At 65.7% G+C, this 26819-nt stretch carries 24 protein-coding genes, 1 tRNA gene and 1 pseudogene; 6 read left to right on the top strand and 20 right to left on the bottom strand.

Features of this window, described 5'->3' with window-relative positions; genetic code table 11:
- Nucleotides 1-19: 19 nt before the first annotated feature.
- Nucleotides 20-2422 carry a glycogen/starch/alpha-glucan phosphorylase gene (locus ACEN2S_RS00065; protein ID WP_441860728.1) on the bottom strand — a complete coding sequence of 801 codons (2403 nt, stop codon included), beginning with the start codon at nt 2420-2422 and terminating at the stop codon, nt 20-22.
- A 151-nt stretch (nt 2423-2573) separates the two neighbouring features.
- On the opposite strand from ACEN2S_RS00065, the gene ACEN2S_RS00070 reads away from it, so the two are divergent.
- On the top strand, nt 2574-4175 hold the full coding sequence (locus ACEN2S_RS00070) for an alpha-amylase family glycosyl hydrolase (protein ID WP_441860731.1): 1602 nt from the start codon (nt 2574-2576) through the stop codon (nt 4173-4175).
- A 4-nt stretch (nt 4176-4179) separates the two neighbouring features.
- Here ACEN2S_RS00070 and ACEN2S_RS00075 read toward each other — a convergent pair whose 3' ends face one another.
- From ACEN2S_RS00075 to osmF, 10 genes are all read right to left on the bottom strand, one after another.
- On the bottom strand, nt 4180-4932 hold the full coding sequence (locus ACEN2S_RS00075) for a FadR/GntR family transcriptional regulator (protein WP_441860734.1): 753 nt from the start codon (nt 4930-4932) through the stop codon (nt 4180-4182).
- Entirely contained in the window at nt 4925-5911 is a 987-nt protein-coding gene (yjfF, locus tag ACEN2S_RS00080) for a galactofuranose ABC transporter, permease protein YjfF (RefSeq protein ID WP_441860737.1), read from the bottom strand. Before yjfF ends, ACEN2S_RS00075 begins: the two co-directional genes overlap by 8 nt.
- Nucleotides 5908-6924, bottom strand: coding sequence for an ABC transporter permease (locus tag ACEN2S_RS00085; protein ID WP_441860740.1), 1017 nt, complete (start codon nt 6922-6924; stop codon nt 5908-5910). Before ACEN2S_RS00085 ends, yjfF begins: the two co-directional genes overlap by 4 nt.
- Nucleotides 6921-8438 carry a sugar ABC transporter ATP-binding protein gene (locus tag ACEN2S_RS00090; RefSeq protein WP_441860743.1) on the bottom strand — a complete coding sequence of 506 codons (1518 nt, stop codon included), beginning with the start codon at nt 8436-8438 and terminating at the stop codon, nt 6921-6923. The genes ACEN2S_RS00085 and ACEN2S_RS00090 overlap by 4 nt, the downstream gene beginning before the upstream one ends.
- A gap of 126 nt (nt 8439-8564) precedes the next feature.
- A complete protein-coding gene (gene ytfQ, locus ACEN2S_RS00095; protein WP_441860746.1) occupies nt 8565-9539 on the bottom strand; it encodes a galactofuranose ABC transporter, galactofuranose-binding protein YtfQ in 975 nt (324 codons plus the stop codon).
- 287 nt (nt 9540-9826) lie between these two features.
- A complete protein-coding gene (locus ACEN2S_RS00100) occupies nt 9827-10234 on the bottom strand; it encodes an acyl-CoA thioesterase (RefSeq protein ID WP_441860749.1) in 408 nt (135 codons plus the stop codon).
- Nucleotides 10235-10313: 79 nt separating this feature from the next.
- Nucleotides 10314-11096, bottom strand: a complete 783-nt coding sequence (locus ACEN2S_RS00105) for an ABC transporter permease (protein WP_441860752.1) — start codon at nt 11094-11096, stop codon at nt 10314-10316.
- Nucleotides 11093-12046, bottom strand: a complete 954-nt coding sequence (locus ACEN2S_RS00110; protein ID WP_441860755.1) for an ABC transporter ATP-binding protein — start codon at nt 12044-12046, stop codon at nt 11093-11095. The genes ACEN2S_RS00105 and ACEN2S_RS00110 overlap by 4 nt, the downstream gene beginning before the upstream one ends.
- Nucleotides 12043-13221: an ABC transporter permease gene (locus ACEN2S_RS00115; RefSeq protein WP_441860758.1), complete on the bottom strand. Its 1179-nt coding sequence runs from the start codon at nt 13219-13221 to the stop codon at nt 12043-12045. The genes ACEN2S_RS00110 and ACEN2S_RS00115 overlap by 4 nt, the downstream gene beginning before the upstream one ends.
- Nucleotides 13211-14131 (bottom strand): glycine betaine ABC transporter substrate-binding protein OsmF, encoded by a 921-nt coding sequence (gene osmF, locus ACEN2S_RS00120; RefSeq protein WP_441860761.1) that lies wholly within the window; start codon nt 14129-14131, stop codon nt 13211-13213. The genes ACEN2S_RS00115 and osmF overlap by 11 nt, the downstream gene beginning before the upstream one ends.
- Nucleotides 14132-14361: 230 nt before the next feature.
- Here osmF and ACEN2S_RS00125 point away from each other — a divergent pair, with 230 nt between their 5' ends.
- Both ACEN2S_RS00125 and hemP read left to right on the top strand, forming a co-directional pair.
- On the top strand, nt 14362-14562 hold the full coding sequence (locus tag ACEN2S_RS00125; RefSeq protein ID WP_441860764.1) for a hypothetical protein: 201 nt from the start codon (nt 14362-14364) through the stop codon (nt 14560-14562).
- Nucleotides 14559-14714, top strand: a complete 156-nt coding sequence (gene hemP, locus ACEN2S_RS00130) for a hemin uptake protein HemP (RefSeq protein WP_441860767.1) — start codon at nt 14559-14561, stop codon at nt 14712-14714. The genes ACEN2S_RS00125 and hemP overlap by 4 nt, the downstream gene beginning before the upstream one ends.
- A gap of 391 nt (nt 14715-15105) precedes the next feature.
- On the opposite strand, the gene ACEN2S_RS00135 is transcribed toward hemP, so the two are convergent.
- Both ACEN2S_RS00135 and ACEN2S_RS00140 read right to left on the bottom strand, forming a co-directional pair.
- A tRNA-Gly gene (locus ACEN2S_RS00135) sits at nt 15106-15179 on the bottom strand.
- Between the two features lie 314 nt (nt 15180-15493).
- On the bottom strand, nt 15494-17068 hold the full coding sequence (locus ACEN2S_RS00140) for a bifunctional metallophosphatase/5'-nucleotidase (protein ID WP_441860770.1): 1575 nt from the start codon (nt 17066-17068) through the stop codon (nt 15494-15496).
- A gap of 172 nt (nt 17069-17240) precedes the next feature.
- On the opposite strand from ACEN2S_RS00140, the gene ACEN2S_RS00145 reads away from it, so the two are divergent.
- The 3 genes from ACEN2S_RS00145 to arsC are packed head-to-tail and all read left to right on the top strand — an operon-like array spanning nt 17241 to nt 18968.
- A complete protein-coding gene (locus ACEN2S_RS00145) occupies nt 17241-17579 on the top strand; it encodes a DUF952 domain-containing protein (RefSeq protein WP_441860773.1) in 339 nt (112 codons plus the stop codon).
- The gene (locus ACEN2S_RS00150) at nt 17576-18634 is read left to right on the top strand and encodes a quinone-dependent dihydroorotate dehydrogenase (RefSeq protein WP_441860776.1); all 1059 of its coding nucleotides are present in this window, start codon (nt 17576-17578) and stop codon (nt 18632-18634) included. Before ACEN2S_RS00145 ends, ACEN2S_RS00150 begins: the two co-directional genes overlap by 4 nt.
- A gap of 1 nt (nt 18635) precedes the next feature.
- A complete protein-coding gene (gene arsC / locus ACEN2S_RS00155; protein WP_441860779.1) occupies nt 18636-18968 on the top strand; it encodes an arsenate reductase (glutaredoxin) in 333 nt (110 codons plus the stop codon).
- Between the two features lie 89 nt (nt 18969-19057).
- On the opposite strand, the gene ACEN2S_RS00160 is transcribed toward arsC, so the two are convergent.
- The 7 genes and pseudogenes from ACEN2S_RS00160 to ACEN2S_RS00190 all read right to left on the bottom strand — a co-directional run bounded on the left by ACEN2S_RS00160 (nt 19058) and on the right by ACEN2S_RS00190 (nt 26816).
- Entirely contained in the window at nt 19058-21112 is a 2055-nt protein-coding gene (locus ACEN2S_RS00160; RefSeq protein ID WP_441860782.1) for an exonuclease domain-containing protein, read from the bottom strand.
- Nucleotides 21113-21207: 95 nt separating this feature from the next.
- Nucleotides 21208-21570, bottom strand: a pseudogene (locus tag ACEN2S_RS00165) (response regulator transcription factor); the annotation flags it as partial.
- A 3-nt stretch (nt 21571-21573) separates the two neighbouring features.
- Nucleotides 21574-22095, bottom strand: coding sequence for a hypothetical protein (locus tag ACEN2S_RS00170; protein WP_441860784.1), 522 nt, complete (start codon nt 22093-22095; stop codon nt 21574-21576).
- Between the two features lie 9 nt (nt 22096-22104).
- Nucleotides 22105-23940, bottom strand: coding sequence for a DUF294 nucleotidyltransferase-like domain-containing protein (locus tag ACEN2S_RS00175; protein WP_441860786.1), 1836 nt, complete (start codon nt 23938-23940; stop codon nt 22105-22107).
- Between the two features lie 84 nt (nt 23941-24024).
- Entirely contained in the window at nt 24025-25791 is a 1767-nt protein-coding gene (locus ACEN2S_RS00180) for a sodium:solute symporter family protein (RefSeq protein WP_441860789.1), read from the bottom strand.
- Nucleotides 25792-25806: 15 nt separating this feature from the next.
- Nucleotides 25807-26064, bottom strand: coding sequence for a DUF4212 domain-containing protein (locus tag ACEN2S_RS00185; RefSeq protein WP_441860792.1), 258 nt, complete (start codon nt 26062-26064; stop codon nt 25807-25809).
- 68 nt (nt 26065-26132) lie between these two features.
- Nucleotides 26133-26816, bottom strand: coding sequence for an adenylate kinase (locus ACEN2S_RS00190; protein ID WP_441860795.1), 684 nt, complete (start codon nt 26814-26816; stop codon nt 26133-26135).
- Nucleotides 26817-26819 lie beyond the last annotated feature (3 nt).

The raw sequence follows: 26819 nt of genomic DNA on the forward strand, positions 1-26819 counted from the left end.
GTGCCGGACCGCCCCCCCTTCAGATCAAAGGGGTGACGTTCCAGATATCTTCCATGTAGCCCCGGATCGTCCGGTCGGAGGAGAAGAATCCCAGCCGCGCGATGTTCAGCGCCGCTTTCTTCCGCCAGAGCAGGGGCTTGGCATAGAGACTATCCACCTCGCGCTGCTGCGCATAGTAGCTTTCGAAGTCTGAGGCGCAGGCATAGGGGTCGTGGTTCCAGATCATGTCCAGAATGCCGCTGTGCCGCCCCGGATCGGTGGGCGAAAAGCGGTTTTCGGCGATCAGCTGCAAGACTTCCTGCAGGCGCGGCGAGGCCTCGATCGCGCTTCGGGCATGGCCGGGGGTGGCCAGACAGGCGCGCGCCTCGGGCGTGGTCATCCCGAACAGAAAGAAATTCTCAGGCCCCACCTTCTCGCGCATCTCCACATTGGCGCCGTCGAGCGTGCCGATGGTCAGCGCACCATTCAGCCCGAATTTCATATTGCCGGTGCCCGAAGCCTCGGTGCCCGCCGTCGAAATCTGCTCGGAGAGATCAGCGGCGGGGATCAGCACTTCCGCCATCGAGACGTTGTAATTCGCGGGATAGATGATCTGCAGCATGTCGCGGGTTTTCGGGTCGCGATTGACCACATCGGCCACATCATGGATCAGCCGGATGATGGATTTCGCCATGTGATATCCCGGCGCCGCCTTGCCGCCAAAGATCTTGACCCGGGGCACGGCACCCGAGGCCCGCCCCTCGCGCAGATCCTGCCAGAGCGCGATGGCCTCCAGCAGATTGAGGAATTGCCGTTTGTATTCATGGATGCGCTTCACCTGCACATCCACCAGCGCCTCGGGGTTCAGCACCACGCCCTGCGGTGCGAGGAGCGCGCCCATCCGCGCCTTGGCCTGCGCCTTCACCTGCCCCAGATGATCCAGAAAGCCCGCATCCTCCACCCGCGCTTCCAGCCCGGAGAGACGGTCGAGATCGGTCTGCCAGCCCTCGCCCAACTCATCCGTCAGGAGGCGGGCCAGCGGCGGATTGGCCAGCGCAATCCAACGGCGCGGCGTCACACCATTGGTTTCATTCAGAATACGCCCCGGATGCAGCGCCTCCATATCGGCAAAGACCGTGGAGCGGACGAGATCGCTGTGCAGGGCCGAGACGCCATTGACCTTATGCGCCGAGATAAAGGCCAGATTGCCCATCCGGACCGTGTCAAAGGCCACGATCTTGGTGGAAACCGGGCGTTTGGGGTGCTGCTTTTCGTGCCAGCTGTCGATCTGCTCGATGATCTGCATGTGGCGCGGCAGCACAGTGCCCATGGTCCAGGTCGACCAGGCCTCCAGCGCCTCGGGCATCAGCGTGTGGTTGGTGTAGCCCAGCGTGGCCGTGGTGATCCGCATCGCCTGATCAAAGCCCATGCCGGTGCCATCGGTCAGCACCCGCACCAGCTCTGGTGCCACAATCGCCGGATGCGTGTCGTTCATCTGGATGGCAAAGCTTTTGTGCAGCGTCTCCAGCCGCCCCCCCGCCGCGTAATGCCGCGCAAGGATGTCCTGCACCGCCGCCGCACAGAGGAAATATTCCTGCTTCAGCCGCAACTCCTTGCCCGCCTGCGTCTCATCATCGGGGTAGAGCACGCGGCAAAGTTTGCGGGCGTTCAGCTCCGCCTCGGAGGCGCCCAGATGATCGCCGCGCGAAAACTGCGGCAGATCAAAGGGCTGCGGTGCCCGCGCCTGCCAGAGCCGCAACGGGTTCACCCATTTGCCGCCATAGCCCACGACCGGCAGGTCATGCGCCTCGGCCGAGACCTGCTCGCCCGGTTCCCAATAGGGCGCGCCGTTGCGAAAGCCGACATGGCCGCCAAAACCCACCAGATACGAAGCCGAGGGACGTTCCACCAGCCAGGGCGAGGGGGTTTTCAGCCAGTCATCCGGGCTTTCCACCTGCTGGCCGCCGGCAAACCCCTGCCGGAACAGCCCATATTCATAGCGCAGCCCATAGCCGGTGGCGGCAACCCCCAGTGTCGACAGGCTGTCGAGAAAACAGGCCGCCAGCCGCCCGAGGCCACCATTGCCCAGCGCCGGGTCCGGCTCTTCGCCGATCACCGCCGCCAAGGGCACGCCCAGCCGGTCGAGCGCCAGCCCCAGCGTGTCATAAAGCCCGAGGTTCAGCGCGCAATCGCCCAAAATCCGCCCGACCAGAAACTCCATCGAGAGATAGGCGACCCGGCGCTTGCCCAAAGCCTGCGCCTCGGCCGCGAGCCAGGGCACCATCACCTTGCGCCGCAGCGCGATGGCGGTGGCGCGCTGCCAGGCCGCCGCATCCGCCGCCGCAGGCTCGATCCCCAGATCCGCCCGCAGCGCGGCCTCAATCGCCTCTGCCAGGGCCACAACCCCGACCGCCTCATCCTGCCCGCCAGCCTGAAGTTTCATCACCCATGCCCAGTTTTTCTGCATCTCCTCCGGTTTTTTCACAGAACTGACAGCGCTACCAGTTTTCCTTGCGGTTGCGGCGCCCAGCATACTACCGTTTGCTTAGAAATGAGGCATCGCAAGGCGTTGCCCACAGCTGAGGAGCATCCTGATGGTGAAGAGTTCGGACTGGTGGCGCGGCGCGGTGATTTATCAGGTCTATCCCCGCTCCTATCAGGACGACAGCGGCGATGGCATTGGCGACCTGCCGGGCATCACCCGCCGTCTGGAGCATATTGCGAAACTGGGGGTTGAGGCGGTCTGGCTTTCGCCGATCTTCCCCTCGCCGATGGCCGATATGGGCTATGACGTCTCAAACTATGTGGATATCGAGCCGACCTTTGGCACGCTCGCGGATTTCAAAACGCTGGTTGACCGCGCGCATGAACTTGGCATGAAAGTGCTGATTGATCAGGTGCTGAACCACACCTCGGACCAGCATCCGTGGTTCGCGGAAAGCCGCGCCGACAAGACCAACCCGCGCGCCGATTGGTATGTCTGGCACGACCCCTCGCCCACCGGCGCGCCGCCGAATGAATGGATGTCGGTGTTCGGCGGCTCGGCCTGGCAATGGGATGCACGGCGCAAGCAATATTACCTGCACAATTTCCTGTCCGAACAGCCCGATCTGAACTTCCTCAACCCCGATGTGCAGACGGCGGTGCTCGAGGTGTTGCGGTTCTGGTTGGAGCTGGGGGTGGATGGGTTCCGCCTCGATACGGTCAACTATTTCGTGCATGACGCGCAGCTGCGCAACAACCCGCCCAAGGTCTATGAGGATGGCGGCACACCCGGCAATCCCTATGACATGCAGATCCATCTCTATTCCAAAAGCCGCCCCGAGAATGTGGATTTCCTGAAAAAGGTCCGCGCGCTGACCGATGAATTCGAAGGCCGCACCCTGGTAGGCGAGGTGGGCGACAATGATTTCGCCATCCAGCTGATGGCGGAATACACCAAGGGCAATGACCGGCTGCACATGGCCTATTCCTTTGACATGCTGTCGGAAAAATACTCGCCCGAGCATTTCCGCAAGGTGATCGAGGGCTTCTGGCAGGGCGCGCCCGATGGCTGGCCGATGTGGTCGATGTCCAACCACGACGTAATGCGCCATGTCAGCCGCTGGAAAGATCTCGGGATCTCCGAGGCGGCGCTGGCGCAGCAGGCGATCACGCTGCTCGTGGCACTCGAAGGCTCGATCTGTCTCTATCAGGGCGAAGAGCTGGGGCTGACGGAAACCGAGCTCGACTACAGCGAGCTGACCGATCCGGTCGGCCTGCGGTTCTGGCCCGACAACAAGGGCCGCGATGGCTGCCGCACGCCAATGGTCTGGGACGAGAGCGCCTATGGCGGTTTTTCCACCGTCACGCCCTGGCTGCCGGTCAAGGCACCGCAGGCGGCGAAAGCCGTCTCGACGCAAGAGGGCGTCGCGGGCTCGGTGCTCGAGCATTACCGGGAGATGCTGCACTGGCGCCGGTCGCTGCCGGTGCTGCGGTCGGGCAAAATGGCGTTCCTGCCCGCGCAGGGCAAGGTGATGATCTTCACCCGCGGCAGTGGGGTGGAGCAAATCACCTGTTATTTCAATCTCGCGCCCAGCGCCGTCAAACTGCCCGCGCCAAAGGGTCTGACGCTGATGGCCGACGCCTCGCGCGCGACGGTGGCGGCGGGGCAGCTTGACCTCGCGCCGAATGGCTGGGCGTTTTTCAGCGCCTGAGGGATCAGGTGCAGGCGGTCAGCGCCTGCGCCAGTTCGGCCTGCACGATGGCCGAAAGGGATGCCGCCGCCGCACCACGGTCGCTGCGCTCAATGGCGCTGGCCAAAGCGCGGTGCTCGGCCACCCGGGCAGTGGCGTCAAACCCCGCGCCATGGGCCTCTGCCGCCGCCATCCCGGCCGCCACCGCCATCGACAAAGCCAGTTCCACCGTGCCGCCGACCGAGCGCAGAAACGGGTTCTGCGCGGCTTCGGCCATCACCCGGTGCAGCTCCAGCGCCGCCAAAGCATAGGGTTCGGGTGCGGTGGCACTCAGCGCCATCTGCTGCGCCCAATAGTGCAATTGCCGCAGATGATCCGCCGTGCGGTGCTGCGCCGCCAGATCCGCCACCCGCATTTCGATCACCATCCGCGCATCGAAAAGATGGGTGACAAAGGCCGCATCCTGCCGCCGCTCGAAATGCCAGAACAGCACCTGCAGATCGAACATGTTCCAGCGCCCGCGCGCCGAGACCCTGGTGCCCACCTTGGGGCGCGCCTCGACCAGCCCCTTGGCCTCAAGCGTTTTCAGCGCCTCGCGCAGCACCGTGCGCGAGACGCCGTATTGCGCCATCATCGCCGCGTCATTGGGCAGGATCTCCCCCACCGCGAACCGGCCCGAGACAATTCCCGCCCCGATGGCATTGATGACATAAGAGTGGAAGTTGCGCGCTGGTGTCGCCCCCGAGAGGGAGCGTATCAGACCTCCGGCTTCACTCACGTTGCACTTTCCAAAACGGCTTGCGCCGAGAGCCCGACGCGGAAAAGACCATGCGTTGCAGCACGATGAACAGGAACAACAGCGCGCCGATCACGATCTTTGTCCACCAGCTGGAGAGGCTGCCGTCAAAGATGATGTAGGTCTGCACCAGCCCCAGAAGCATCACGCCGATGAAGGTGCCCGCCACGAAACCATAGCCGCCGGTCAGCAGCGTGCCGCCAATGACCACCGCCGATATGGCATCGAGCTCAACCCCCACCGCGGCAAGGGGATAGCCCGCCGAGGTGTAGAAAGAAAAGACGATTCCGGCCAACCCGGCCAGAAAGCTGGAGAGCGCATAGATCTGCACCGTGGTCCGCGCCACCGGCACCCCCATCAGCGAGGCCGAGGTGGCATTGCCGCCAAGCGCATAGACGTTGGAGCCAAAGCGGGTGCGGTGCGCCAGAAGCGCGCCCAGAATGAACACCGCCACCATCAGCATGCCGATCAGGCTGAGCCGTCCGCCGCCGGGCAGTTTGAAATACATCTGCGAGACGGCCGAGTAGAAGGCGTGGCTGACCGGAATGCTGTCCTGCGTGATGACCGAGGCCGCGCCGCGTGCCAGAAACATCCCCGCCAGCGTGACGATGAAGGGCGGCACTTCGAGGTAATGGATCACCGCCCCCATCCCGGCACCGAACAGGGTGGCGACGCCCAGCGCCAGCGCAAAGGCCACGACGGGATGCAGCCCCGCCCAGGAGATCAGCACCGCCACCAGCACGCCGGTAAAGCCGATCACCGCGCCGACCGACAGGTCAATCCCGCCCGAGAGGATGACAAAGGTCATCCCCACCGCTGTGATGCCCAAAAAGGCATTGTCGGTCAGGAAGTTGCCCAAGACGCGGGTGGACCAGAGGCCGGGAAACTGGCTCATCGCCAGGAGATAGGCGATGAGGAAGATTGAGCCGGTGGCGACCAGCGGGCGCAAGGAACGGTTCATGTGGTTTTCCTTTTCACGGCGGTCTGCGGCGCTTTGGCGCGGCGGCGGGCCATCAGGCGCTGCGCCTGCGGCGATTGCAGGATCAGGATCAGGATGATCACCCCCGCCTTGACGATCAGGTTGAACTCGGGCCGGAAGCCCGAGACGAGAATGCCGGTGTTCATCGCCTGAATGATGATGGCGCCCATCACCGACATCAGGATCGAGAAACGCCCGCCCAAGAGCGAGGTGCCGCCGATCACCACTGCAAGGATGGCGTCAAGCTCCAGCCAGAGCCCGGCGTTATTGGCATCTGCGCCGCGGATATCGGCGGCAACGATCACCCCGGCAATCGCGGCACAGAGGCCGGAAAAGCCATAGACCAGCAGCAACAGCGTCTGGCTGCGCAGCCCGGCGAATTGCGCCGCCGAGCGGTTCACCCCCACCGCCTCGATAAAGAGGCCGATCGCCGTGCGCCGCACCGCGAGAATGGCCAGAAGCGCCAGCCCCGCCATGATCACCGTAGCCATCGGCAGCCAGAGGAAGGAACCAGTGCCGAGGAAAATCAGCGCGGGATCTGCAAAGGTGACAATCGAGCCTTCGGTGATCAGCTGCGCGATGCCGCGCCCGGCCACCATCAAAACCAGCGTGGCGATGATCGGCTGGATCTGCAAAAACGCCACCAGAAAGCCGTTCCAGAGACCGCAGACCACGCCCACGCCCAGCGCCGCCAGCACCGCCACCGGCATCGGCTGGCCGGAGACGACCAGCGTCGCCGCCACCGCCCCCGCCACCGCCATCACCGCGCCGACCGAGAGGTCGATGCCCTTGGTGGCGATCACCGGCGTCATGCCAATCGCCAGAATGGCCACCGGCGCGCCACGGTTCAGCACGTCGATCAGGCTGCCAAACAGCCGCCCATCCTGCAGGCTGATGTCGAAAAAGCCGGGGAACAACAGCCAGTTGAGCAGCAGGATCGCCGCCAGCGCCAGGCTTTGCGCATTGATCAGCCGCAGGGGCGAAAACCGTCTCATGCCAGAACCCCTTCGTGTTGGGCGGCGATTTCACTCACGATCACCTCCGGCGTGATATTCTCGCCGCGCAGCTCGCTGACCAATTGCCCGTCGCGCAGCACGATCACCCGGCTGGAATAGGCCACCACCTCATCGAGCTCGGACGAGATCACCACCAGTGCCAGCCCGTCATCGCGCAAACGGTTGATCGTGCGGACAATCTCGGCGTGCGCACCGATGTCGATGCCGCGGGTCGGCTCATCAAGGATCAGGAAATTCGGATCGGTCGCCAGCCAGCGCGCCAGAATTACCTTTTGCTGATTGCCGCCCGAGAGCAGCCGCACCGGCATGTCCGGCGAGGCGGCGCGGATGTCGAGCATTTCGGTAAAGCGCCCGGCAATCTCCAATTGCTCATCCCGGGTCAGCGCGCGGAACCAGCCAAGCTTGCCCTGCAACGCCACGATGATGTTCTCACGCACCGAGAGATCGCCCAGAATGCCGTCGACCTTGCGGTCCTCGGGGCAAAAGCCAAAGCCGTGGCGGATCGCCTCGACCGGGCTGGTGATGCGGGCGGGCTTGCCGCCGCAGGTCACCGAACCGCTGTCCGCCGCATCAATGCCAAACATCACCCGCGCCATCTCGGTCCGGCCCGAACCGAGAAGCCCGGCCACGCCGATCACCTCGCCCCGATGCACCTTGAGGCTGAAGGGGCGGATCTTGCCCGCGCGTCCAGTCCCTTGAAATTCCACGAAACATTCGCCTGCGGGCTGCTCAGCCGCGCCCACTTGCGCGCTGGCGGCGGCAATATCCTTGCCCAGCATCATCCGCACCACTTCCATCCGCGTGAGGCTGCTCAGGGGCTGCGTGCCCACCAATTTTCCATTGCGCAGAATGGTCACCCGGTCGGAAACCGCAAACACCTGATCGAGGAAATGCGTGATGAAAACCACGGCCAGACCCTGCGCCTTCAGGCCGCGGATCACCTCAAAGAGCTTTTCCACCTCTTCCGCATCAAGGCTGGCCGTCGGCTCATCGAGGATCAGGACCTTGCCCGACAGCTCCACCGCCCGGGCAATCGCCACGATCTGCTGCACCGCCACCGAATAGGTCGACAGCTCCGCCCGCACATCAATGTTCAGCCCGTAGCGCGCCATCATCTCGCGCGCCTCGGCCTCGATCTTGCGTTTTTGCACCATGCCCCAGCGGGTTGGTTGCCGCCCCAGAAGCAGGTTTTCCGCCACCGAACGGTTCGGCAGCAGGTTCACCTCCTGATAGACGGTGCCAATGCCGAAACGCTGCGCCTCCTGCGGATCGCGGAAACTGACGCCGCTGCCCTGCAGTACGATCTCGCCGCCATCGGGCTGATCCGCCCCGGTCAAAATCTTGATCAGCGTCGATTTCCCGGCGCCGTTTTCGCCCAAAAGCGCGTGAACCTCGCCCGCATGCAGCGCCAGATCCACCCCGTCGAGTGCGGTATGTGCGCCAAAGACCCGGGTGATCCCGCGCGCCTCCAGCACGATGTCGGATGTTGTCATCCTGTCCCCCTGCCCTGTCGGCCTCCCCGGCCGCCTGCTGTGACGATGCCGCCGCCTCTCCCCTGCCGCAAGACAGTTCCGCCGGAGACCCGAAGGCCCCCGGCGGACTGCCTCAGGTCAGGAAGGTCAGTAGCCCAAGCCCTTGCGGCGGTCGAACTCGCCCTGTGCGTCATCCGCCGGGGTGTAGAGTTTCGACTCGGTGATGATGAATTTCTCCGGCATCGTGCCATCCGCCAGATATTTCTCCAGCGCATCAAAGGCCGGGCCCGCCATGTTCGGCGTCAACTCCACCGTGGCATTCGCCTCGCCCGCGACCATGGCCGAGAAAATATCCGGCACGGCATCGATCGAGACCACCTTGATGTCGGTGCCCGGCTTCAGCCCGGCATCCTTGATCGCCTGAATGGCACCCACCGCCATGTCATCGTTATGGGCGTAAACGGCGCAGATGTCCTTGCCGCCATTCTCGGCCTTGATAAAGCCTTCCATCACTTCCTTGCCCTTCGAGCGGGTGAAATCCCCGGTCTGGCTGCGGATGATCGTGATGTTCGGCGCGGCGGCAATCGCCTCTTCAAAGCCCTGCTTGCGGTTGATCGCCGGGGTCGAGCCGACGGTGCCCTGCAGCTCAACAACCTTACAATCGGCGCCCGCTTCCGCGTCCACCAGCCATTGGCCTGCCACTTTGCCTTCGGTCACCTGGTTCGAGGCGACGGAGGTCAGATAGAGATCTTCCGGCGCATCGACGCCCCGGTCGAGCAGCACGACCGGGATATTGGCGTCTTTGGCTTCCGACAGCACATCATCCCAGCCGGTGGCGACGACCGGCGCGACCAGGATCGCATCGACGCCCTGGGCGATAAAGCCACGGATCGCCTTGATCTGGTTCTCTTGTTTTTGCTGCGCATCGGCAAATTTCAGATCGATGCCGCGCTTTTCGGCCTCTTGCTTGGTGACCGAGGTCTCGGCCGCCCGCCAGCCGGATTCCGAGCCGATCTGCGAGAAACCGACCACCAGATCCTTGGCCATCGCGGTCGAGGCGATGGTCGACGACATAAGGGTAATGAGGCCTGCGGAGACCGCAAGCAGACGCGAAGTTTTCATGATTTCCTCCCTGAAATCCCCAATGAAACCTCCTCGTTTCACCAGAGCGTGATCAAACGCTAGCAAAAGTACTATTATATGTAAAGCATGCGGAACCCGCCGAATTTCGGATGCTTGCATACCATTTCCGGCATGAGAAAACCCCGCCGGAACGCGCGTCCGGGCGGGGTTGTCCATTGATATATCTATGTCTTTTCATAAACCGCCCGCCCGCGGCCCGCGCGGCCTCCCCCCGTGCCGCAGCTGCGCGGAGGCCTGCTGCGCCGCGGCAGACTCAGGCCGCGCGGTCAGCTCTCTGCCGGACCATCGACGGGCCCATCCACCGGGCGCGGCTTGCCCTGCTCATCAATGGCGACGAAGGTAAAGGTGGCCTCGGTCACCTTCTCGCGGTTGCCATAGCGGTCGCGCAGCACCCAGGCCTCGATATGGATCCCCATCGAGCTGCGCCCGACCCGCTCGACATCGGCATAGATGCAGAGCACATCGCCCACCTTGACCGGACGGATGAATTTCATCGCATCAATGGCGATGGTCGCCACCCGGCCGCGCGCGCGGGCGCCCGCCACGATGCCCGCCGCGATGTCCATCTGCGACAGCACCCAGCCGCCGAAAATATCGCCATTCACATTCACATCCGCTGGCATTGCCAGCGTGCGCAGCTGCAATTCGCCCTGCGGGCCACCACTTTCGTCCATCGGCACCATCCCCGTTGTTTTCCAAAAGGATACGGAGGGTTTCGGGGCGCGGCAAGGGCGGCGCTGCACAACGGTCAATTCAGCCGCGGGCTGGTTCCGCCACCGGACCTGCCGCCGGCGCGCCCGGGGCCTCCTGCCCCAGCCGCCGCCGCACCAGCGCCTCCAGCGCGCGAAATCCGGCATCGGTCAGCACCGCCAGTCCGCCCACCAACAGCGCGCCCTGCGCCACAAAGGCGGTATTGCCGGTCTGCAGCCCGGCAAGGATCACCTCGCCCAAACTCCGCGCCGCCACGGTGGAGCCGAGCGTCGCCGTGGCCAGCGCGATCACCGCCGAGAGGCGCAGCCCGGTCAGCATCTGCGGCAACGCCAGCGGCAATTCCACCTGCCAGAGCCGCTGGGCCGGGTGCATCCCCATCCCATCCGCTGCCTCGCGCACCGCAGCGGGCACGCCCAACAGGCCGGTCAGCGCCGTCTCGAAAATCGGCAAGAGCGCATAGAGAAAAAGCGCGATCAACGTCGGCACCGTGCCAAAACCAAAGACCGGGACCGCCAGCGCCAGCACGGCGACGGGTGGAAAGGTCTGGCCCAGATTGGCCAAGAGCCGGGCGAGCGGCAGGAAATCGCGCCCGCCCGCGCGGGTGGTCAGCACGGCAAGGCCAATGCCCAGCACCGCCGCCGCCGACACCGCCACCCCCACCAGCACCAGATGCCCCAGCATCAGCGACCAGAGCGGCGTTTGCAGATAGATCGGCGCCGCACCATAGCGGGTGAGCGGCGCAAACACCGGCGCAAAGGCCTCGGGCCGCGCCAGAAAGGCCAGCATCGCCACCGCCACCCCGCCGCGCAGCCAGACCGCTCTCATGCCACGCCCCCGGCATCGAGAGGCCGCCCGCCCGCCGCCTCCAATGCGGCGCGGGTCACCCGGCCAATCACCACCCCGTCACGGCTGACCGGCAGCGCGCTGCGTCGCGACCAGAGGCATTCGGCCAGCGCCGCCCGCATTGAGGCATCCACCGCCATCGCGGGGCCCTCGGCGGGGCCCGCCTCGACCAGCGTCGCCAGATCCTGCACCCCCAACAGCCGCAACGCCGGATCGCCGCTGCCCAGAAGGTCGCGGACGAACGCATTGGCGGGCGCGGTCAGCAGCTCTGCCGGGCGGGCGTATTGCTGCAACCGCCCTTCGGCCATCACCGCGATCCGGTCGCCCAGCGTCAGCGCCTCCTCCATGTCATGCGTGACGAGCACGATGGTGGTGCCCAGCCGCCGCTGCAGCGCCCGCAGATCGGCCTGCGCCCGCGCCCGCAGGATCGGGTCGAGCGCGCCAAAGGGCTCATCCATCAGCAGGATCGGCGGATCCGCGGCCAGCGCCCGCGCCACCCCCACCCGCTGCTGCTGCCCGCCCGAGAGCGCCTGCGGCATCCGGTCCCGGTAGAGGGCGGGGTCGAGGTCAAACAGCGTGAGCAGCGCATCGACCCGCGCCCGGATCCGCGCCCGGTCCCAGCCGAGAAGGCGGGGCACGGTGGCGATATTCTCGGCCACGGTGCGGTGCGGAAACAGGCCATTGCCTTGAATGGCATAGCCAATCCCCCGCCGCAGCTCTTGTGCGGGCAGCGCGGTGTTGGGCTGGCCATTGATGCGCACGAGGCCGGTGCTCGGCTCGACCAGCCGGTTGATCATCCGAAGGAGTGTGGTCTTGCCGGAGCCGGAGGTGCCGACGATCACCGCAATCTCGCCCTTTGCCACGGTCAGGCTCACGCCCTCCACCGCCATGCGGTCCCTGTAGCGGCGGCCCAGATTTTCCAGCTCAATCATGCGCCTCTCCCTTCCCCCGGGGCGCTGCGCCCGCGCCGCGCCCATTCGGTGCCCGCGTCCAGCAGCACCGCCGCCGCCAGCGCCATCACCACTGTCGGCAGCGCCCCCAGCATCACCAGATCCGGCGCGGTCTGGCTCAGCCCCTGAAACACGAACACGCCAAGGCCACCGCCGCCCACCAGCCCGGCGATCACCGCCAGCCCGATGTTTTGCACCAGAACCAGCCGCAGCCCGGTGAGGATTGCGGGCAAGGCCAACGGCAGCTCCACCTGCCAAAGGCGCTGCCGCGCGCTCATGCCCATACCATCTGCCGCCGCCCGCACCGCCCCGGGCACCGCCTGCAGCCCCGCCAGAACCGAGGCCACCACCGGCAACAGCGCATAGATCCAGAGCGCCAGAAAGGCCGGGGCCGGGCCGATCCCCGCCACCCCCAGCGCCGCCAATCCGGGCCAACTGGCCGCGAGCCAGGCCAGCGGCGCGATCATCAGGCCAAAGAGCGCCATCGAGGGCACGGTCTGCACCATGTTCAGCCCCGCCAGCAGCCCCTCGCGCAGGCGGGGGCGGCGCTGCGCCCAGATCCCCAGCGGCAGGCCGACCATGAGGGCCATCGCCACCGACGACAGCGCCAATGCGGCGTGCACCTGCAGCGCCTGCACAAAGGCCGCCTCGCGGCTCGCCGCCTCGCGCAGGACCGACAGATCGCGCCAAAGGCCCGAGCCGATCATGAGCGCCAGCGCCGCCAGCGCCAGTGTCAGCGCCAGAACCCGGCCGCCGGGCCGCAGGCGCTCGCGGGCCAAAGCATCGGCCAAGGCCAGCCCCAGCGCCGCCAGCAGCAGCCAGAACCCTGCCCCCGGCGAGACGCGGGCATAGCCATTCTCGGGGGGCAGCAGATGCCGCGCGGCAAGACCGATCGCCACGCCCTGCCCCACAAGCCCCAGCGCCGCCGCCAGCAGCCGCAGACGCGGCGCCCCCCGCCAGAGAAACAGCCCCGCCAGAACCACCAGCGCCAGCAGCGCCAGCCCGGCGCCAGGCTGCGGCAGCGCCTGCCAGAGCGGCACCCCCTGCGGCGCCGCGATCCGGTTCGGCCGCAGCAGGGCAAACGGCAAAAGCCCCGGCGCCAGAATCAGCGCCAGAGCAATCACTGACCCCAGCCGGTCGAGCCTCTTAATGGACAAAGCCCTTGGAGAGCAGGAAGTCATGCGCCACCTGAGCCGCAGGCTCGCCGCCCACCTGCACGCGGCCATTCATCTCTTGCAGGGCCTCCAGATCCAGCGCGGCAAAGACCGGGGTCAAGATCCCCTCGATCTGCGGATATTCCGTCAGCACCGCTTCGCGCACCAGGGGCGCCGGCTGATAGATCGGCTGCACGTTCTTGTCATCCGCAAGCACCACCAGATCGGCCGCCGCAATGCCGCCATCGGTGCCGTACACCATCGCCGCATCCGCGCCCGAGGTCTTTTGCGCCGCCGCCGCAATCGTCGCCGCCGTGTCGCCGCCCGAGAGGGTGATCAGCTGATCCGGGCTGAGCGTGAAGCCATAGGCCTCCTGAAACGCGGGCAGTGCCGAGGCCGAGGTGACGAACTCCGAACTCGCCGCCAGTTTCACCGTGCCCCCTGCCGCGACATAGGCGCCAAAATCGCTGAGGCTTTTCAGCCCCTTCGCTTCGGCCAGGTCCCGGCGCAGCGCAATCGCCCAGGTGTTATTGGCCGAAGCCGGGGCCAGCCAGACGATCTTGTTGGCGTCATAATCCAGCTTTTTCACCGCCTGATAGGCGCCGTCGGGATCTTTCCAGACCGGGTCATCCGCCTGATTGAAGAAGAAGGCGCCATTGCCGGTATAGTCCGGATAAATGTCGACCTGCCCCTGAATGATCGCCTCGCGCAGGATCGGGGTGGCGCCCAACTGGATCTTGTCCACCACCGGAATCTCGTTGGTTTTCAGCATCTCCAGAATGATATTGCCCAGAACCCCGCCCTCGGTATCGATCTTGGAGGAGACGGTGACATCGGCAAAAGCGCCGGTGGTGACAGCAAGGCCCAGCCCCAGTGCCAGAAGCGCGGGCGCGCGGAACATCGGTTTTTGCATCGTTTTCTCCCTCTCGTTGGCCCCAAGGTAGTCCACCCATCCCGGCGGGCAAAGATTTTCCTGACCTTTTTGCGCGCACCACTCCCTGTGCGGCGCTGAGCGGCCAGAGGGCGCGCCGCCCAGTCAGATTTCTAAATCCTAGTAAAAGAATCAGGCTTTACAAACCTGAGCGAACAAGTCATCTTTTTCAGGCCAGTCACGAGACAAGCCCCAAGCGAAAGGAGACCGGAATGAACATGATGCCACAGCCCGTCCCCCTGCGGGCTGTCCCCGCGGCCTCTGCGCCCGAACCGTCTGCCCGCGAACCGGGCCCAAAGCGCCCCGGCGCCGGGCCGGATCTGCGCGACATGCTGCAGATGCTGCTGGCCGGAATTTTCCCCTCGGCGGAGGGGTTGGAAATGATGCTGGACCGTATCGAGAGGATGCCATGACCCTGAGCGACCCCCAAAGTTTCACCACCGGCCTGCCGGTGCATGATGCGACCCGCCTGACCGACGGCGGCGCGCAGGCGCATATCATGCTGCACGGGCAGGTCTATACGCTGCGCATCACCCGCGCGGGCAAGCTGATCCTGACCAAATAAATCCCGCGCCTGATGTGCGCCAAGGCTGCCCGATGCGGCGCAGGTGGTCTCCCGCCTGCGCCGCATCGGGCGTGACGCGGGTCCGGGCGGGGGTCTGACCAGACCAGCACCGCATGCCAGTTCCACGGCCTGCCGGATCCACTGCTTGCCGGACCCAGGGCACCGCCTGTCAAAGTCCCGCCGCATGCCGGACAGTCACCGCTGCGCTGATAGGGTAGCATCCTGTTCAGGCAGGGCACTGGCAGGCGAGGCACTGGCAGGCGGGGCACTGGCACGCCGGGCGCAGGGCTGAACCCGCTCTCCCATCGTCAAAACCCTTGCGCTCCGCCTTCACGCACTGCGGGCGGGCGGCGCAGTGTCTGACGATCCGGGAGGATATGGGGAGAGGATCTGGAGCGGGCGGCGGGAATCGAACCCGCGTCTTTAGCTTGGAAGGCTAAGGTCTTACCATTACACAACGCCCGCGCTGCGCCCTGTCATAACGGCATCGCGCGCGGGGTTCAAGCATCTGCTGCATCACCGCGCGCAAGATCCTGCGCGGCCCGCCCCTCCCCCTTTGCGGCGACCCGCAAAGGGGCACAACGGCCACACGGCACGGGCCGGGAGTTCCTGTGCCGCGCGGGGCAGACCGGCGCGCGGGGTCCGGGCAGAGCGCGCGGCTGCCGCATCCGGGTGAGGCGTGCAAAGACGCCCTGCCTGCTTTGCGGTCGCGGCGGGAACGGGCATGAAAAAGGGCACGCGACCTTGGCCGCGTGCCCTGAATATCGGATGCGTGCCCGTCATTTACGGGTGATGCGCCCGTCCACATAGGGGGTATAGCCGTTCGATTTGGCCAGATATTCCGCCGTCACATCGGCCAGATCGGGGCCGAAGTCATAGGCATTCGACGATTCGGTGTCGAACACCTTGTAGCCGTCACCGCCGGTGCGCACATAATTGTTCGACACCAGCCCATAGACCTTTTCCGGATCCAGCGGCACGAAGGCGTCACCCTCGGCCACCATCACATCCGAGATCCGCTCGCCCGCCGGTTTCGTCGGGTCAAAGGCGAATTTGATCCCCGCCACCTGCGGGAAACGGCCGCCGCCCTCTTCCACCTGGCTCACCCCGTTTTCCAGCGCCGCCAGCACGGTCGAGCCCTTGGCCTGGAAGGTCGAGAGCGTGTTCTGGAACGGCAGCACGGTCAGCACTTCGCCCATGGTCACCTGCCCGCCATCGATCGAGGCGCGCACACCGCCACCGTTCTGAATGGCGATCTGCACGCCCTGCGCCTTCACCCGGTCCAGCATCGCATCGGCAATCAGATTGCCCATCGGGCATTCGGCCGAGCGGCAGAGATCGCGGCTGCCGTCGATCTGATCGGCACTTTCCGCGACGATCTTGTTGCGGATCTCTTCCAGCGGCTTGGCCAGCTCGGCGATCCGCTCGACCGTGGGCTGGTCCTGCACCACCTCACCGTTCATGATCAAAGGCTCGCCCGAGGCTTCCTTGACCACGCCCGCATCGTCAAACACTACCTTCAGCTCGCCCAGAAACTTGCCATAGGCATAGGCCGAGACAATCGCGGTGCCGTTGACCATCGTCGGATAGGGCCCTTCGGCCTTCTCGTCGGTGTTCGACAGATAGGTATTGGTGTGCCCGCCGACGATCACGTCCACCCCGGTGGTGCCCGCCGCGACCTTCTTGTCCACCGCATAGCCCGAATGGCTGAGCACGATGATCTTGGTCACCCCTTCGGCGGTCAGCTTGTCCACCTCGGCCTGCACCGCATCCACCGGATCGGTGAAGACGATGTTCTTGCCCGGGCTCGACAGCTCATCCGTGTCCTGCGGCGTCAGGCCGATCAGGCCCAGCTTTTCGCCGTTCTTCTCGATGATGGTCGATTTCATCAGCTTGCCGGCCAGAGCCTTTTCGCCCGAGACATCGGCGTTGGACATCAGCACCGGAAACGACACCGCCTCCATAAAGCCCGCCAGCACCTCCGGCCCGTCGTCAAATTCATGGTTGCCCACCGTCATCGCGTCATAGCCGAGCTTGTTCATGAACTCGGCGGCCATCTTGCCCTTGTAATAGGTGTAGAACAGCGAGCCCTGAAACTGATCGCCGCCATCCACCAGAATCGCGTTTTCATCGCGCGCGCGCGCCTCGGTCACCGCAGTGACCAGCCGGGCCGAGCCGCCAAAACAGTCATCCGCCGCCGCATCTTCGGCAGAACAGGGGCCGTCATATTTCGAAATCGGCTCAAACCGGGAGTGGAAATCATTGGTATGCAGGATGGTCAGCGTATAATCCGCCGAAGCGGCACCGGCAGTCATCGCCAGAATGGCGGCCGAGGTCAGCAAACGAAGGGACATGGAATCCTCCTGAGAAAACGATCGTGTTACGATGCTGTTACAATGGCGGTCTGTCAAAGCCTCAGTCCTACGCTGACCTAGCGGCATGAAATGACGCGGCCGTGACATTGTGCAGGCCGCAGGCAGCAAACCAAGGATTGACCAATTTCGGGGCACAGGGCATTTGAACGCCATGCAGATTTACAAAATCCTCCGCCGCCCCGAATGGGATGCCTTTGTCGCCGCCGGTGAATTCGCCGGGGCGCCGGTCGATCTGGCCGATGGCTATATCCATTTCTCCACCGGCACCCAGGTGGTTGAGACGGCCGCCAAGCATTTCGCCACCGAAAGCGATCTGGTGCTGGTGGCCTTTGACAGCGACGCGCTCGGCGCCTCCCTGAAATGGGAACCCTCGCGCGGCGGCCAGCTCTTCCCGCATCTTTACCGGGCGTTGCAGATCACCGAGGTGGTCTGGGACACCTCGCTCCCGCTCGGCCTCAGCGGCCATATCTTTCCCGAGGGCAGATTGTGAAATTCTTTGAGACGATCGGGCTTGCTGCCCTGCACCGGCTGGATCCGGAAACCGCGCATGGCCTGTCGATCCGCGCGCTGAACGCGGGTCTGGCACCGCTGCCGGGGGTGATCACCTCGCCGCGGCTGGCGACCACGCTGGCGGGACTGCAGCTGGCCAATCCGGTCGGCCTCGCGGCTGGCTTTGACAAGAACGCCACCGCCACCGCCCGGCTGATGCAGGCGGGCTTTGGCTTTGTCGAAGTGGGCGCCGCCACGCCGCGCCCGCAGCCCGGCAACCCGAAGCCGCGGCTGTTCCGGCTGACCGAGGACCGCGCCGCGATCAACCGTTTCGGCTTCAACAACGAGGGCGTCGAGGCCATTGCCCTGCGTCTGGCGGCGCGCCCGGCGGGCGTGCCGGTCGGCCTCAACCTCGGGGCCAACAAGGACAGCGCCGACCGCGCTGCCGATTTCGCCCGCGTGCTGGCGGTGGCGGGGCCGCATGTGGATTTTGCCACCGTCAATGTCTCTTCGCCCAACACCGAAAAGCTGCGCGATCTGCAGGGCAAGGCCGCGCTCTCCGCGCTGCTGAAAGGCGTGACCGAAACCCGCGACAGCCTCGCGCGCCGGATCCCGGTCTTCCTGAAAATCGCCCCCGATCTCAGCCCCGCCGAACTGGAGGATCTGGCCGAGGTTGCCATGACCGCCAAGATTGACGCGATCATCGCCACCAACACCACTTTGGCGCGGGATGGTCTGAAAAGTGCACATTCAGGCGAAATGGGCGGCCTCTCCGGCGCGCCTTTGTTCGAAAAGTCCACGCGTGTCCTGGCCCGGCTGTCGCAGCTCACCCATGGCAAAGTGCCCCTGATCGGGGTGGGCGGCATCAGCAGCGCCGAACAGGCCTATGAAAAGATCCGCGCAGGTGCGAGCGCCGTGCAGCTCTACACCGCCCTCGTCTATGGCGGCATTTCACTGGTCGGCGAGGTGGTGCGCGGCCTTGATGCGCTTCTGGCCCGCGATGGTTTCGCCGCTGTTTCCGAAGCGGTGGGCACCGGCCGCGCCGACTGGCTCTGAAATGACCACGATCTGGCACAACCCGCGCTGCAGCAAATCCCGCGCCACGCTGGCGCTGCTGACGGAAGCGGGGATCACGCCGCAGATCCGGCTCTATCTGCAGGATCCGCCCAGCGTTGCGGAGCTGCAAGAGGCCCTCACCGCCCTTGGCCAACCCGCCCTCAGCCTCCTCCGCGTCAAAGACGCACCCAAGGACCTCGCCACCGCCCCCGAGGCCGAGATTCTCGCGGCCCTCGCCGCAAACCCGGCACTGATCGAGCGCCCCCTCGTGCTGCACGAAAACCGCGCCGCCCTCGGCCGCCCCCCCGAAGCGGTTCTGACCCTCTTCCCCTGAAGTCATTGCTTCGGCACAAATATCCTCGGGGGGAGGCCGCAGGCCGGGGGGCAGACAGCCCCCCCCTCGCCCGCGTCGCAAGCACGCCCCTAGCCGTTCAGATCCTTTTGCAGCCGCCCATGCCGCCGCGCCTCGGCCAGAAACCCGCCAAAGGTCTCAATCCCCTTGGCCTGCAGCGCCGGGATCAGCCGCAACAAGACCTCCGCCGTCGCCCGCGTATCTCCCAGCGCCGTGTGCCGTTCCTCCTCGGGAATCGTGATCCCCAAACGATGGCTCAGCGCGTCGAGTGAGTGATCCGCGCCCGGGCCAAAGACCACCGCCGACAAGAGCACCGTGTCCAGAATCGGGTGATCAAAACGCAGGCCCAATGCAGGTTCAACCTGCCGCAGAAAGGCCATGTCAAAGGGCGCGTGATGCGCCACCAGCACCGCGCCTTCCGCGAAGCGGTGAAAGCGCCGCGCCACCTCGGGAAAGGCGGGCGCGCCCACCAGCATCCCGTCGCTGATCCCATGCACCGCCGTGGCCGAGGCCGGCACCCGCCGCCCCGGATCCACCAATGTGTCAAAAACCTCGCGCGCGATCAGCCGCCCGTTGACGATCCGCAGCGCCGCGATCTGCACCACCGCATCGCCCTGATCGGGGCGCAGCCCGGTGGTTTCGGTGTCAAAGACCACGAAGGTCAGATCCTCCCAGCGCCGGTCCGCCAGCGCGGTCAACGCGGTTTTCTCCAACAGCGCAAAATCATAGACCAACTCCCGCGACAGCGGGGCATAGGCCTGCGGGGCCCGCCGCGCCTCGCGCAGAGGCAGCACCAGCGCGGCGGTGCCGCGCCCCGCCTCGGGCCAGATCTCGGTGCCATGCCGCGAGAGCACCGCGCGCCCGGTCAACTCCGGCAGGGACGGCTCCAGCGGCTCGGCCAGGAGCGCCTCCAGCCGGGCAATCGGCAGCGCCGCGCCGTGCCAGTCCAGCCGGATCAGCGCCCCGGCCCCCTCCTCGCTCAGGCTCAGCCGCAGATCCGCCCCCTCCAGCCGCCTCACCAGATGCGCGAGCAGCAGCACCAGCTCAAACCCGTCGCCGCGCAGCAAAAGATCGGCCACCTCGGTGGTGACCCCGCGCCCGGCCCGCGCGGTCACCGCCTCGATCAGATCCGAGGCACGCAAGACCGGCAGCGGCGCGGCACTGGCGCGGCAGGCCTCTTCACGCGCCGCCAGATCGGCCAGCGCCTGCGTCAGCGCCGAAATCTCGGACCGCAACGCCGCCGCATCCGGCGCGGGCAGCTCGACCATCGCCTGCAAGGCCGCCACCGGCCGCCGCAGCCGCTCTGACATCTCGGCCACCAGCCCCTCGCGCGCGGCGTGCTGCGCCAGATCCTGCGTCACATCGCGCAACGTCAGCAGATAGCCCTGCCCGCCCGCCTCGGCCCAGAGCCGCATCCGCGCGGCCAGAATCCGGCTGCCATCGGCGCTGGTGCACAAGAGATCCGAGGCCGCCTCGGGGTCCGCCCCGGCGCAAAGCCGGGCATGGGCATGCAGGATCGGCCCGGCCACAAGATAATCGGTCAGCCGCCGCGCCAGCCCCGGCGCCGCCGCGGCGGTGTTCAGCAGATCGAGCGCCATCGCATTGTAAAACACCAGCTGATGATCGCTGCGGCACAGGACCACCCCCACCGGCACATCCGCCAACAACCCGGAAAGGCGCCGCTTTTCCGCCGCAAGCTGCGTGGTTTGCTGTTCCACCGATGCCGCCAAGGCCCCGCGCAGCCGGGTCAGCTCGCCCCCGAGCGCCCGGGCCGCGGGCACCAGATCGCCCAGATAGCGCAGCTGATCGAGGCCCGCCGCCGTCTCACCCGCCTCCGGATGGCTCTGCGCGCGCATCGCCCCCGCCAACCGCTCCAGCGGCTGCGCCAGATATTCGTCAAAAAGATACCAGATGCCGCTGACCGCCAGCGCGATGCCAAAGCCCGCGACCACGCCGCCGATCCAGAATCCATCCGCCGCCGCAGGCAGGCCCAGATGGCGGTAGCCCGCATAAAGCCCCGCCGCCAGCAGAAGCCACACCCCGGCCAACAGCCCGGAGAACAACAGAAATATACGCCGCCGCAGCGGCAGCCGCCGCACAAGGGGGCGCAAGAGCGCGGTGATCATGCGGCCCCGCCCGAGGCCGCGCCACCTGACGGGTCACCTCCCGTCGGATCGGTTCCCGCGGCAGATCCGGCCCCCCCGCCCGGGGCCGTCAGCTGCATCAGCCGCTGCACTTCGGCGCGCAATTCGCGCAGCTCGAACGGTTTGGCAATGAACCCATCCGCCCCGAGCGCCAGCCCCTTGCGCCGCTCCATCGCCGAGCCGCGCGCGGTCATCATCAGGATGCGCACCGCCGCCAGACCGGGATCGGCGCGCATTTCCTGACAGATCTCATAGCCCGAAACCTCGGGCAGCATGACATCGAGGAGCACGAGATCGGGCCGCTCGGCGCGGATGCGGGCCAAAGCCCCGGCACCGCTGGCCATGCGGCTGGCGGTAAACCCTTCGCGGGTCATCAGATAATCCAGCGCGACGGCGATATTATCCTCATCCTCGACGATCAGCACGCGCGGCGGTTCCATCGCCTATCCTTTCCGGCAGGCCGCCATCAGCGCGGCATCATCGGCAGGCAGTGGCACCCAGACGGCATCGCGCACATCGCCCTCGGGCGTCATCGCCGCGCCTTCGATCAGATCGGCGCGGGCGTTGGCGGCACAGTCAAAGGCCACCGGCACCCGGCGGGTGGGCGTCCAGCGCTGCACCAGCATGATCTCTGCCGCGACCAGATCCGGATGCAGTTCCGAGCGCAGCACCTGCCGCTGATCCAGCGCCATGAAGCGGGTGGTGATCGGCGCGAGATAGGTCCAGGGCCGCCAGGGCGCGCTGTCGCTGGCCGTGCGCAGCACCTCCACCTCGGGCGGCAGCTCGGCGCGCACGCGGGGGAACCAGCTGTATTCATTCCAGACCGAAAACGCGATCATCGCCAGACCGATGGCGGCGGGCAGGCTCCATTTCGGCAGCCGCTTTCCGGTCAGGTGATTGAGCGCAAAGGCGATGCAAAAGGCCAGAACCCCCACGGCCAGCATCGAAATCAGATCCATTGTCATATGTCAGTCCTATCCTATTGCGCCTTTGCCGTGCCCTGCCGCCGATTGCATCGTGCGCACCACCACGAAGGCGTCGCGCAGATGGCTGCGTTCAAAATCGGAGAGATCCGACGGGGCCAGGTAATTGTCGGGCCTGCGCCCGGATTTGACCAGTACGGCCTGACTTTCCAACCGCATGGACGCGATCAGATCATAGGCCTCGATCAGGTCGCGCGCGCCGGTGACCGAGATCACCCCCGCCTCCTCCGCCCCCTGCAGCCGGGCACGGGTGTTGGCGGGCGACAGCCGTCCCTGCAGCGCATAGATGCGCGCGAGATCGGTCACCGGCACGACGCCGTTCATCTTCATGTCGATATGGTTGCGGTGCTCGCCCGAGCGGATGGTGGCAAAGCCGCGGATAAGCCCCAGAGGCGGCGTGTGTTTCAGCGAATTGCTGATCATATGCGCCACGAAGATCGAGTTCTTGGCTGCCATCTCCAGCGTCTCGGCTTGAATCTCGGCGAAGAGACTGGCGGCACCGCCGATCGGGCGCAGATCGAACATCACGCTGGCCAGCATCTGCGCCTCGCCATCCGGGCGGGCGATCCAATGGCGGAAATAGTCGCGCCAGACCTGCGCGGGCTGGCACCAGCGCGGCGTGGTCGCCATCATCTCGCCGGGGCAAAAGACATAGCCGCATTCGTTCAAACCATCGCTGACAAAGGCCGCAAGGTTCTGAAAATACGGCATATCCTCTGGCGTCACGCTGTCATCCAGGATCATGCAATTGTCTTGGTCCGAGACGCCCGACTGCTCTTGCCGCCCCTGGCTGCCACAGGCGAGCCAAAGATAGGGCACCGGCGGCGGGCCAAAGGCCTCTTCGGCCAGCGCCAGCAGGCGGCGGGTCACCGCATCGGCAATATCGGTGATGCGGCGGGTGATCACCTCATGCCGGTGATTGCCGCCAACCAGCTGCGCCAAGAGCTGCGGGATCCGCGCGGTCACCTGCGCCATTTGCGCCGCATCCCGCGCCCCCGCCACCTCATGCACCAGCATCGCCGAGGACACCGCCTGAAACCGCGTCAGATCGGTCTGGGTGATCATGCCGATGAAATGCCCCTCATCGGTGATCGGCAGATGCCCGATCCGCCGCTCGAGCATCAGGGCCAGCACATCGCCCCCCAGCGCATTTTGCGTCAGCGACACCGGATTTTGCGTCATCACCTCGGCCACCGGCGTCGCGGGATCGCGGTCTTCGGCCAGCACCTTGTTCGACAGATCGCGCTGGGTGACGATGCCGAGAAGCTGCCCATGCGCAAGCCCGTCCTGCGTCACCCCCAGCGAAGAGACCGCCGCGTCGCGCATCAGCCGCGCCGCCACCGCCACGCTGGCGTCAGGGGCACAGGCCAGCGGTGCGCGGGCCAGAATATCGGAGACTTTCATCAGCGCGAAATCCGCCGCCCGCGGCTCTCCCGCGCGGCTGCGGTTGAAGAACCGCGCAAAGGCGTCCGAGCTGTCGATCAGGCGCCGGAAATCATCGGCGGGCAGCATCAGCACCACGCTCGGCTCGCTCGCGCGGGCGGTGGTGGCGGCCAAGCCGTCGCGCAGCAGGCCGCGCTCGCCAAAGCTGTTGCGCGCGCTCAGGAGCGACACCAGCGCGCCGTTGCGGTCGGTGATTTCCACCCCGCCGCTCTTGATCAGAAACAGCCCGCCCAAGGGCTCGCCAAAGGCATAGATCAGGGCACCGGGCAGATATTCCCTGCGGCTGAAGGAACGGGCGACACGCGCCAGCTCGTCGGGCGGCAGATTGTCATAGGGATGCACCGTCTGCAAAAAGGCGGTTACGGCCGGATGGGTCTCGGTCATCTCGGGGCCTCCCTCGGGATCTTGGTGGGCGCGCCCCCCGCGGGGGACGCGCCGTTGATGTCAGGGGTTTGCCCCCGGTTTTACTTAGTGATGCGAGGCTTGGCCCGCACCGCGCGGAATGCGGATCGATTCCACCAGTTCCTGAATTTCCACCGGCGGCTCTTCGGTCGCATTCGACACGACATAGGCGACGATGAAGTTGATCAGCGCGCCCACCGCCCCGAAGGAGGTCGATTTGATCGACAGCAGCAGCGGGTCGGCATCGGTGAAGCTGTTGGTGCCTTCCACGAAGAACCAGCCTTTGTGCAGGAAGATGTAGACGATGGTGACCAAGAGACCGGTTACCATCCCTGCCACGGCGCCCTTGTTGTTGATGCGCTTCGAGAAGATGCCCATCATCAGTGCCGGGAAGATCGAGGCTGCGGCCAGGCCGAAGGCCAGTGCCACGGTTTGCGCCGCAAAGCCCGGAGGGTTGAGGCCGAGATAGGTGGCCACCACGATCGCCACGCCCATCGAGACACGCGCGGCCATCAGCTCGCCTTTTTCCGAGATGTTCGGGTTCAGCTGGCCTTTGATCAGGTCATGGCTGATCGCCGAAGAGATCGCCAGCAGAAGGCCCGCTGCTGTCGAAAGTGCCGCCGCCAGACCACCGGCCGCCACCAGCGCAACCACCCAACCCGGCAGTTTCGCGATTTCGGGGTTGGCCAGAACCATGATGTCATTGTTCACGGTCAACTCCGAGCCTTTCCAGCCGCGTTCGGTTGCGGTGGGTTCATAGGCGGCGGATTTGTCGTTGTAGAACTGGATCAGGCCGTCGCCGTTCTTGTCTTCGAATTTCAGAAGACCGGTGACTTCCCAGTTCTTCATCCAGTCCGGGCGGGCTTCATAGGAAACCGGAGCCTCCGAAGTGCCGTTCGGGTAGATGTTGTCGATCAGGTTCAGACGCGCCATCGCACCCACGGCCGGGGCCACGAGATAGAGCAGCGCGATGAAGACCAGCGCCCAGCCCGCCGAGGAGCGTGCATCGGCCACTTTCGGCACGGTGAAGAAGCGGACGATGACGTGCGGCAGACCGGCGGTGCCGATCATCAGCGACATGGTGAACAGGAAGGTGTTCAGCATGGTGTCATGCGCACCGGTGTAGCTGCCAAAGCCGAGATCGGTGACGACCTGGTCGAGCTTGGCCAGCAGCGGCATGCCCGAGGCGGTATGCTCGGAGAACAGGCCGATCGGCGGCAGGGCATTGCCGGTCAGTTGCAGCGAGATGAAGACCGCCGGGATCGTATAGGCGATGATCAGCACGACATATTGCGCCACCTGCGTGTAGGTGATGCCCTTCATGCCGCCGAGAACGGCGTAGAAGAACACGACCGCCGCGCCGATGTAGAGGCCGGTCGAGGATTTCACCTCGAGGAAGCGCGAGAAGGCAACGCCCACCCCGGTCATCTGGCCGATCACATAGGTGACCGAGGCCACGATCAGACAGATCACGGCCACCATGCGGGCGGTCGGGCTGTAGAAACGGTCGCCGATGAATTCCGGCACGGTGAACTTGCCGAATTTGCGCAGGTAGGGTGCCAGCAACATCGCCAGCAGCACATAGCCACCGGTCCAGCCCATCAGATAGGTCGAGTTGTCATAGCCAACGGCGGCGATCAGGCCCGCCATCGAGATGAACGAGGCGGCGGACATCCAGTCGGCGCCGGTCGCCATGCCGTTCAGCACCGGATGCACGCCGCGGCCCGCGGCATAGAACTCCGCGGTCGAGCCGGCACGGGCCCAGATCGCGATCCCGAAGTAGAGTGCGAATGTCGCGCCCACCACGAGCAGGTTGAGGGTAAATTGATCCATGGTTCCGCTGCTCCCTTATTCGTCCACGCCATGTTCCTGGTCGAGCTTGTTCATGCGCGCGGCATAAACAAAGATCAGCACCAGAAACACGAGGATGGCACCCTGTTGGGCAAACCAGAAACCAAGGTCGGTACCGCCGACCGCGATGCCCGACAGCATCGGGCGCAGCAAAATGCCAAAGCCGAATGAGCACAAGAACCAGATGACCAGCGAGATGCGGATCATAGAGATATTGGCTGCCCAATAGGCATTGGACGAAGACTTCTCCGCCATTGTCGTTACTCCCTGTTGTTACCTCCGGATGCAGCCCCCGCTCCTCTTGGGGGCCACATCCCTCCCCCTCAGGCTGAGAGACCCGTGACCACACGGCCAAGGCTCGACCGGACGGTGTCGATGTCAGCCATCGCATCCACCCGGTGCAGCACGCCTTGCCGGTCATAATGGGCAATCAGCGGGGCCGTCTGGGCGTGGTAGGCTTTCAGCCTTTGTCGCGCCGTTTCGGCCGTATCGTCAGCCCGCCGTTTGAACGACAGGCTGCCGCATTTGTCGCAAACCCCGGCCTGGGCCGGCTGTTTGAATTCATCATGATAGCCTTCGCCGCAGGCGGCGCAGGTATAGCGCCCCGCCACCCGGGCGATCATCGCCTCATCTTCAACCTCAAGGCTGATCGCGGCGCCGATGCTCTGACCCGCCTCGGCCAAAAGCGCATCCAGCGCCGCCGCCTGCGCATCGGTGCGCGGAAAGCCATCCAGGATGACCCCCGCCGCCACATCCGGCTCGGCCATGCGGTCCTTCAGGATCGACAGCACGATCTCGTCGCTGACAAGGCCACCGGCCTCCATCACCGATTTCGCCGCGAGGCCCGCGGGCGTGCCCGCCGCCACCGCCGCGCGCAGCAGATCGCCGGTGGAGAGCTGGATCAGGCCATAGCCCTCCTCCAGCATCCGCGCCTGCGTGCCCTTGCCCGCCCCCGGAGGGCCGAGCAGGATCAGAACCGCGGGGCGGCTGCGGACTGTATCGTTCATCAG

Source organism: Phaeovulum sp. W22_SRMD_FR3 (assembly GCF_052113705.1).
Taxonomy (GTDB): Bacteria; Pseudomonadota; Alphaproteobacteria; order Rhodobacterales; family Rhodobacteraceae; genus JBGQOG01.

Excerpts from the sequence above, each read along its gene's own strand:
- ACEN2S_RS00065 (WP_441860728.1), bottom strand. The coding sequence starts at position 2,422 with ATGAAACTTCAGGCTGGCGGGCAGGATGAGGCGGTCGGGGTTGTGGCC.
- ACEN2S_RS00070 (WP_441860731.1), top strand. The coding sequence starts at position 2,574 with ATGGTGAAGAGTTCGGACTGGTGGCGCGGCGCGGTGATTTATCAGGTC.
- yjfF (WP_441860737.1), bottom strand. The coding sequence starts at position 5,911 with ATGAACCGTTCCTTGCGCCCGCTGGTCGCCACCGGCTCAATCTTCCTC.
- ACEN2S_RS00085 (WP_441860740.1), bottom strand. The coding sequence starts at position 6,924 with ATGAGACGGTTTTCGCCCCTGCGGCTGATCAATGCGCAAAGCCTGGCG.
- ACEN2S_RS00090 (WP_441860743.1), bottom strand. The coding sequence starts at position 8,438 with ATGACAACATCCGACATCGTGCTGGAGGCGCGCGGGATCACCCGGGTC.
- ytfQ (WP_441860746.1), bottom strand. The coding sequence starts at position 9,539 with ATGAAAACTTCGCGTCTGCTTGCGGTCTCCGCAGGCCTCATTACCCTT.
- ACEN2S_RS00100 (WP_441860749.1), bottom strand. The coding sequence starts at position 10,234 with ATGGACGAAAGTGGTGGCCCGCAGGGCGAATTGCAGCTGCGCACGCTG.
- ACEN2S_RS00105 (WP_441860752.1), bottom strand. The coding sequence starts at position 11,096 with ATGAGAGCGGTCTGGCTGCGCGGCGGGGTGGCGGTGGCGATGCTGGCC.
- ACEN2S_RS00110 (WP_441860755.1), bottom strand. The coding sequence starts at position 12,046 with ATGATTGAGCTGGAAAATCTGGGCCGCCGCTACAGGGACCGCATGGCG.
- osmF (WP_441860761.1), bottom strand. The coding sequence starts at position 14,131 with ATGCAAAAACCGATGTTCCGCGCGCCCGCGCTTCTGGCACTGGGGCTG.
- ACEN2S_RS00125 (WP_441860764.1), top strand. The coding sequence starts at position 14,362 with ATGAACATGATGCCACAGCCCGTCCCCCTGCGGGCTGTCCCCGCGGCC.
- hemP (WP_441860767.1), top strand. The coding sequence starts at position 14,559 with ATGACCCTGAGCGACCCCCAAAGTTTCACCACCGGCCTGCCGGTGCAT.
- ACEN2S_RS00140 (WP_441860770.1), bottom strand. The coding sequence starts at position 17,068 with ATGTCCCTTCGTTTGCTGACCTCGGCCGCCATTCTGGCGATGACTGCC.
- ACEN2S_RS00145 (WP_441860773.1), top strand. The coding sequence starts at position 17,241 with ATGCAGATTTACAAAATCCTCCGCCGCCCCGAATGGGATGCCTTTGTC.
- arsC (WP_441860779.1), top strand. The coding sequence starts at position 18,636 with ATGACCACGATCTGGCACAACCCGCGCTGCAGCAAATCCCGCGCCACG.
- ACEN2S_RS00160 (WP_441860782.1), bottom strand. The coding sequence starts at position 21,112 with ATGATCACCGCGCTCTTGCGCCCCCTTGTGCGGCGGCTGCCGCTGCGG.
- ACEN2S_RS00170 (WP_441860784.1), bottom strand. The coding sequence starts at position 22,095 with ATGACAATGGATCTGATTTCGATGCTGGCCGTGGGGGTTCTGGCCTTT.
- ACEN2S_RS00175 (WP_441860786.1), bottom strand. The coding sequence starts at position 23,940 with ATGACCGAGACCCATCCGGCCGTAACCGCCTTTTTGCAGACGGTGCAT.
- ACEN2S_RS00180 (WP_441860789.1), bottom strand. The coding sequence starts at position 25,791 with ATGGATCAATTTACCCTCAACCTGCTCGTGGTGGGCGCGACATTCGCA.
- ACEN2S_RS00185 (WP_441860792.1), bottom strand. The coding sequence starts at position 26,064 with ATGGCGGAGAAGTCTTCGTCCAATGCCTATTGGGCAGCCAATATCTCT.
- ACEN2S_RS00190 (WP_441860795.1), bottom strand. The coding sequence starts at position 26,816 with ATGAACGATACAGTCCGCAGCCGCCCCGCGGTTCTGATCCTGCTCGGC.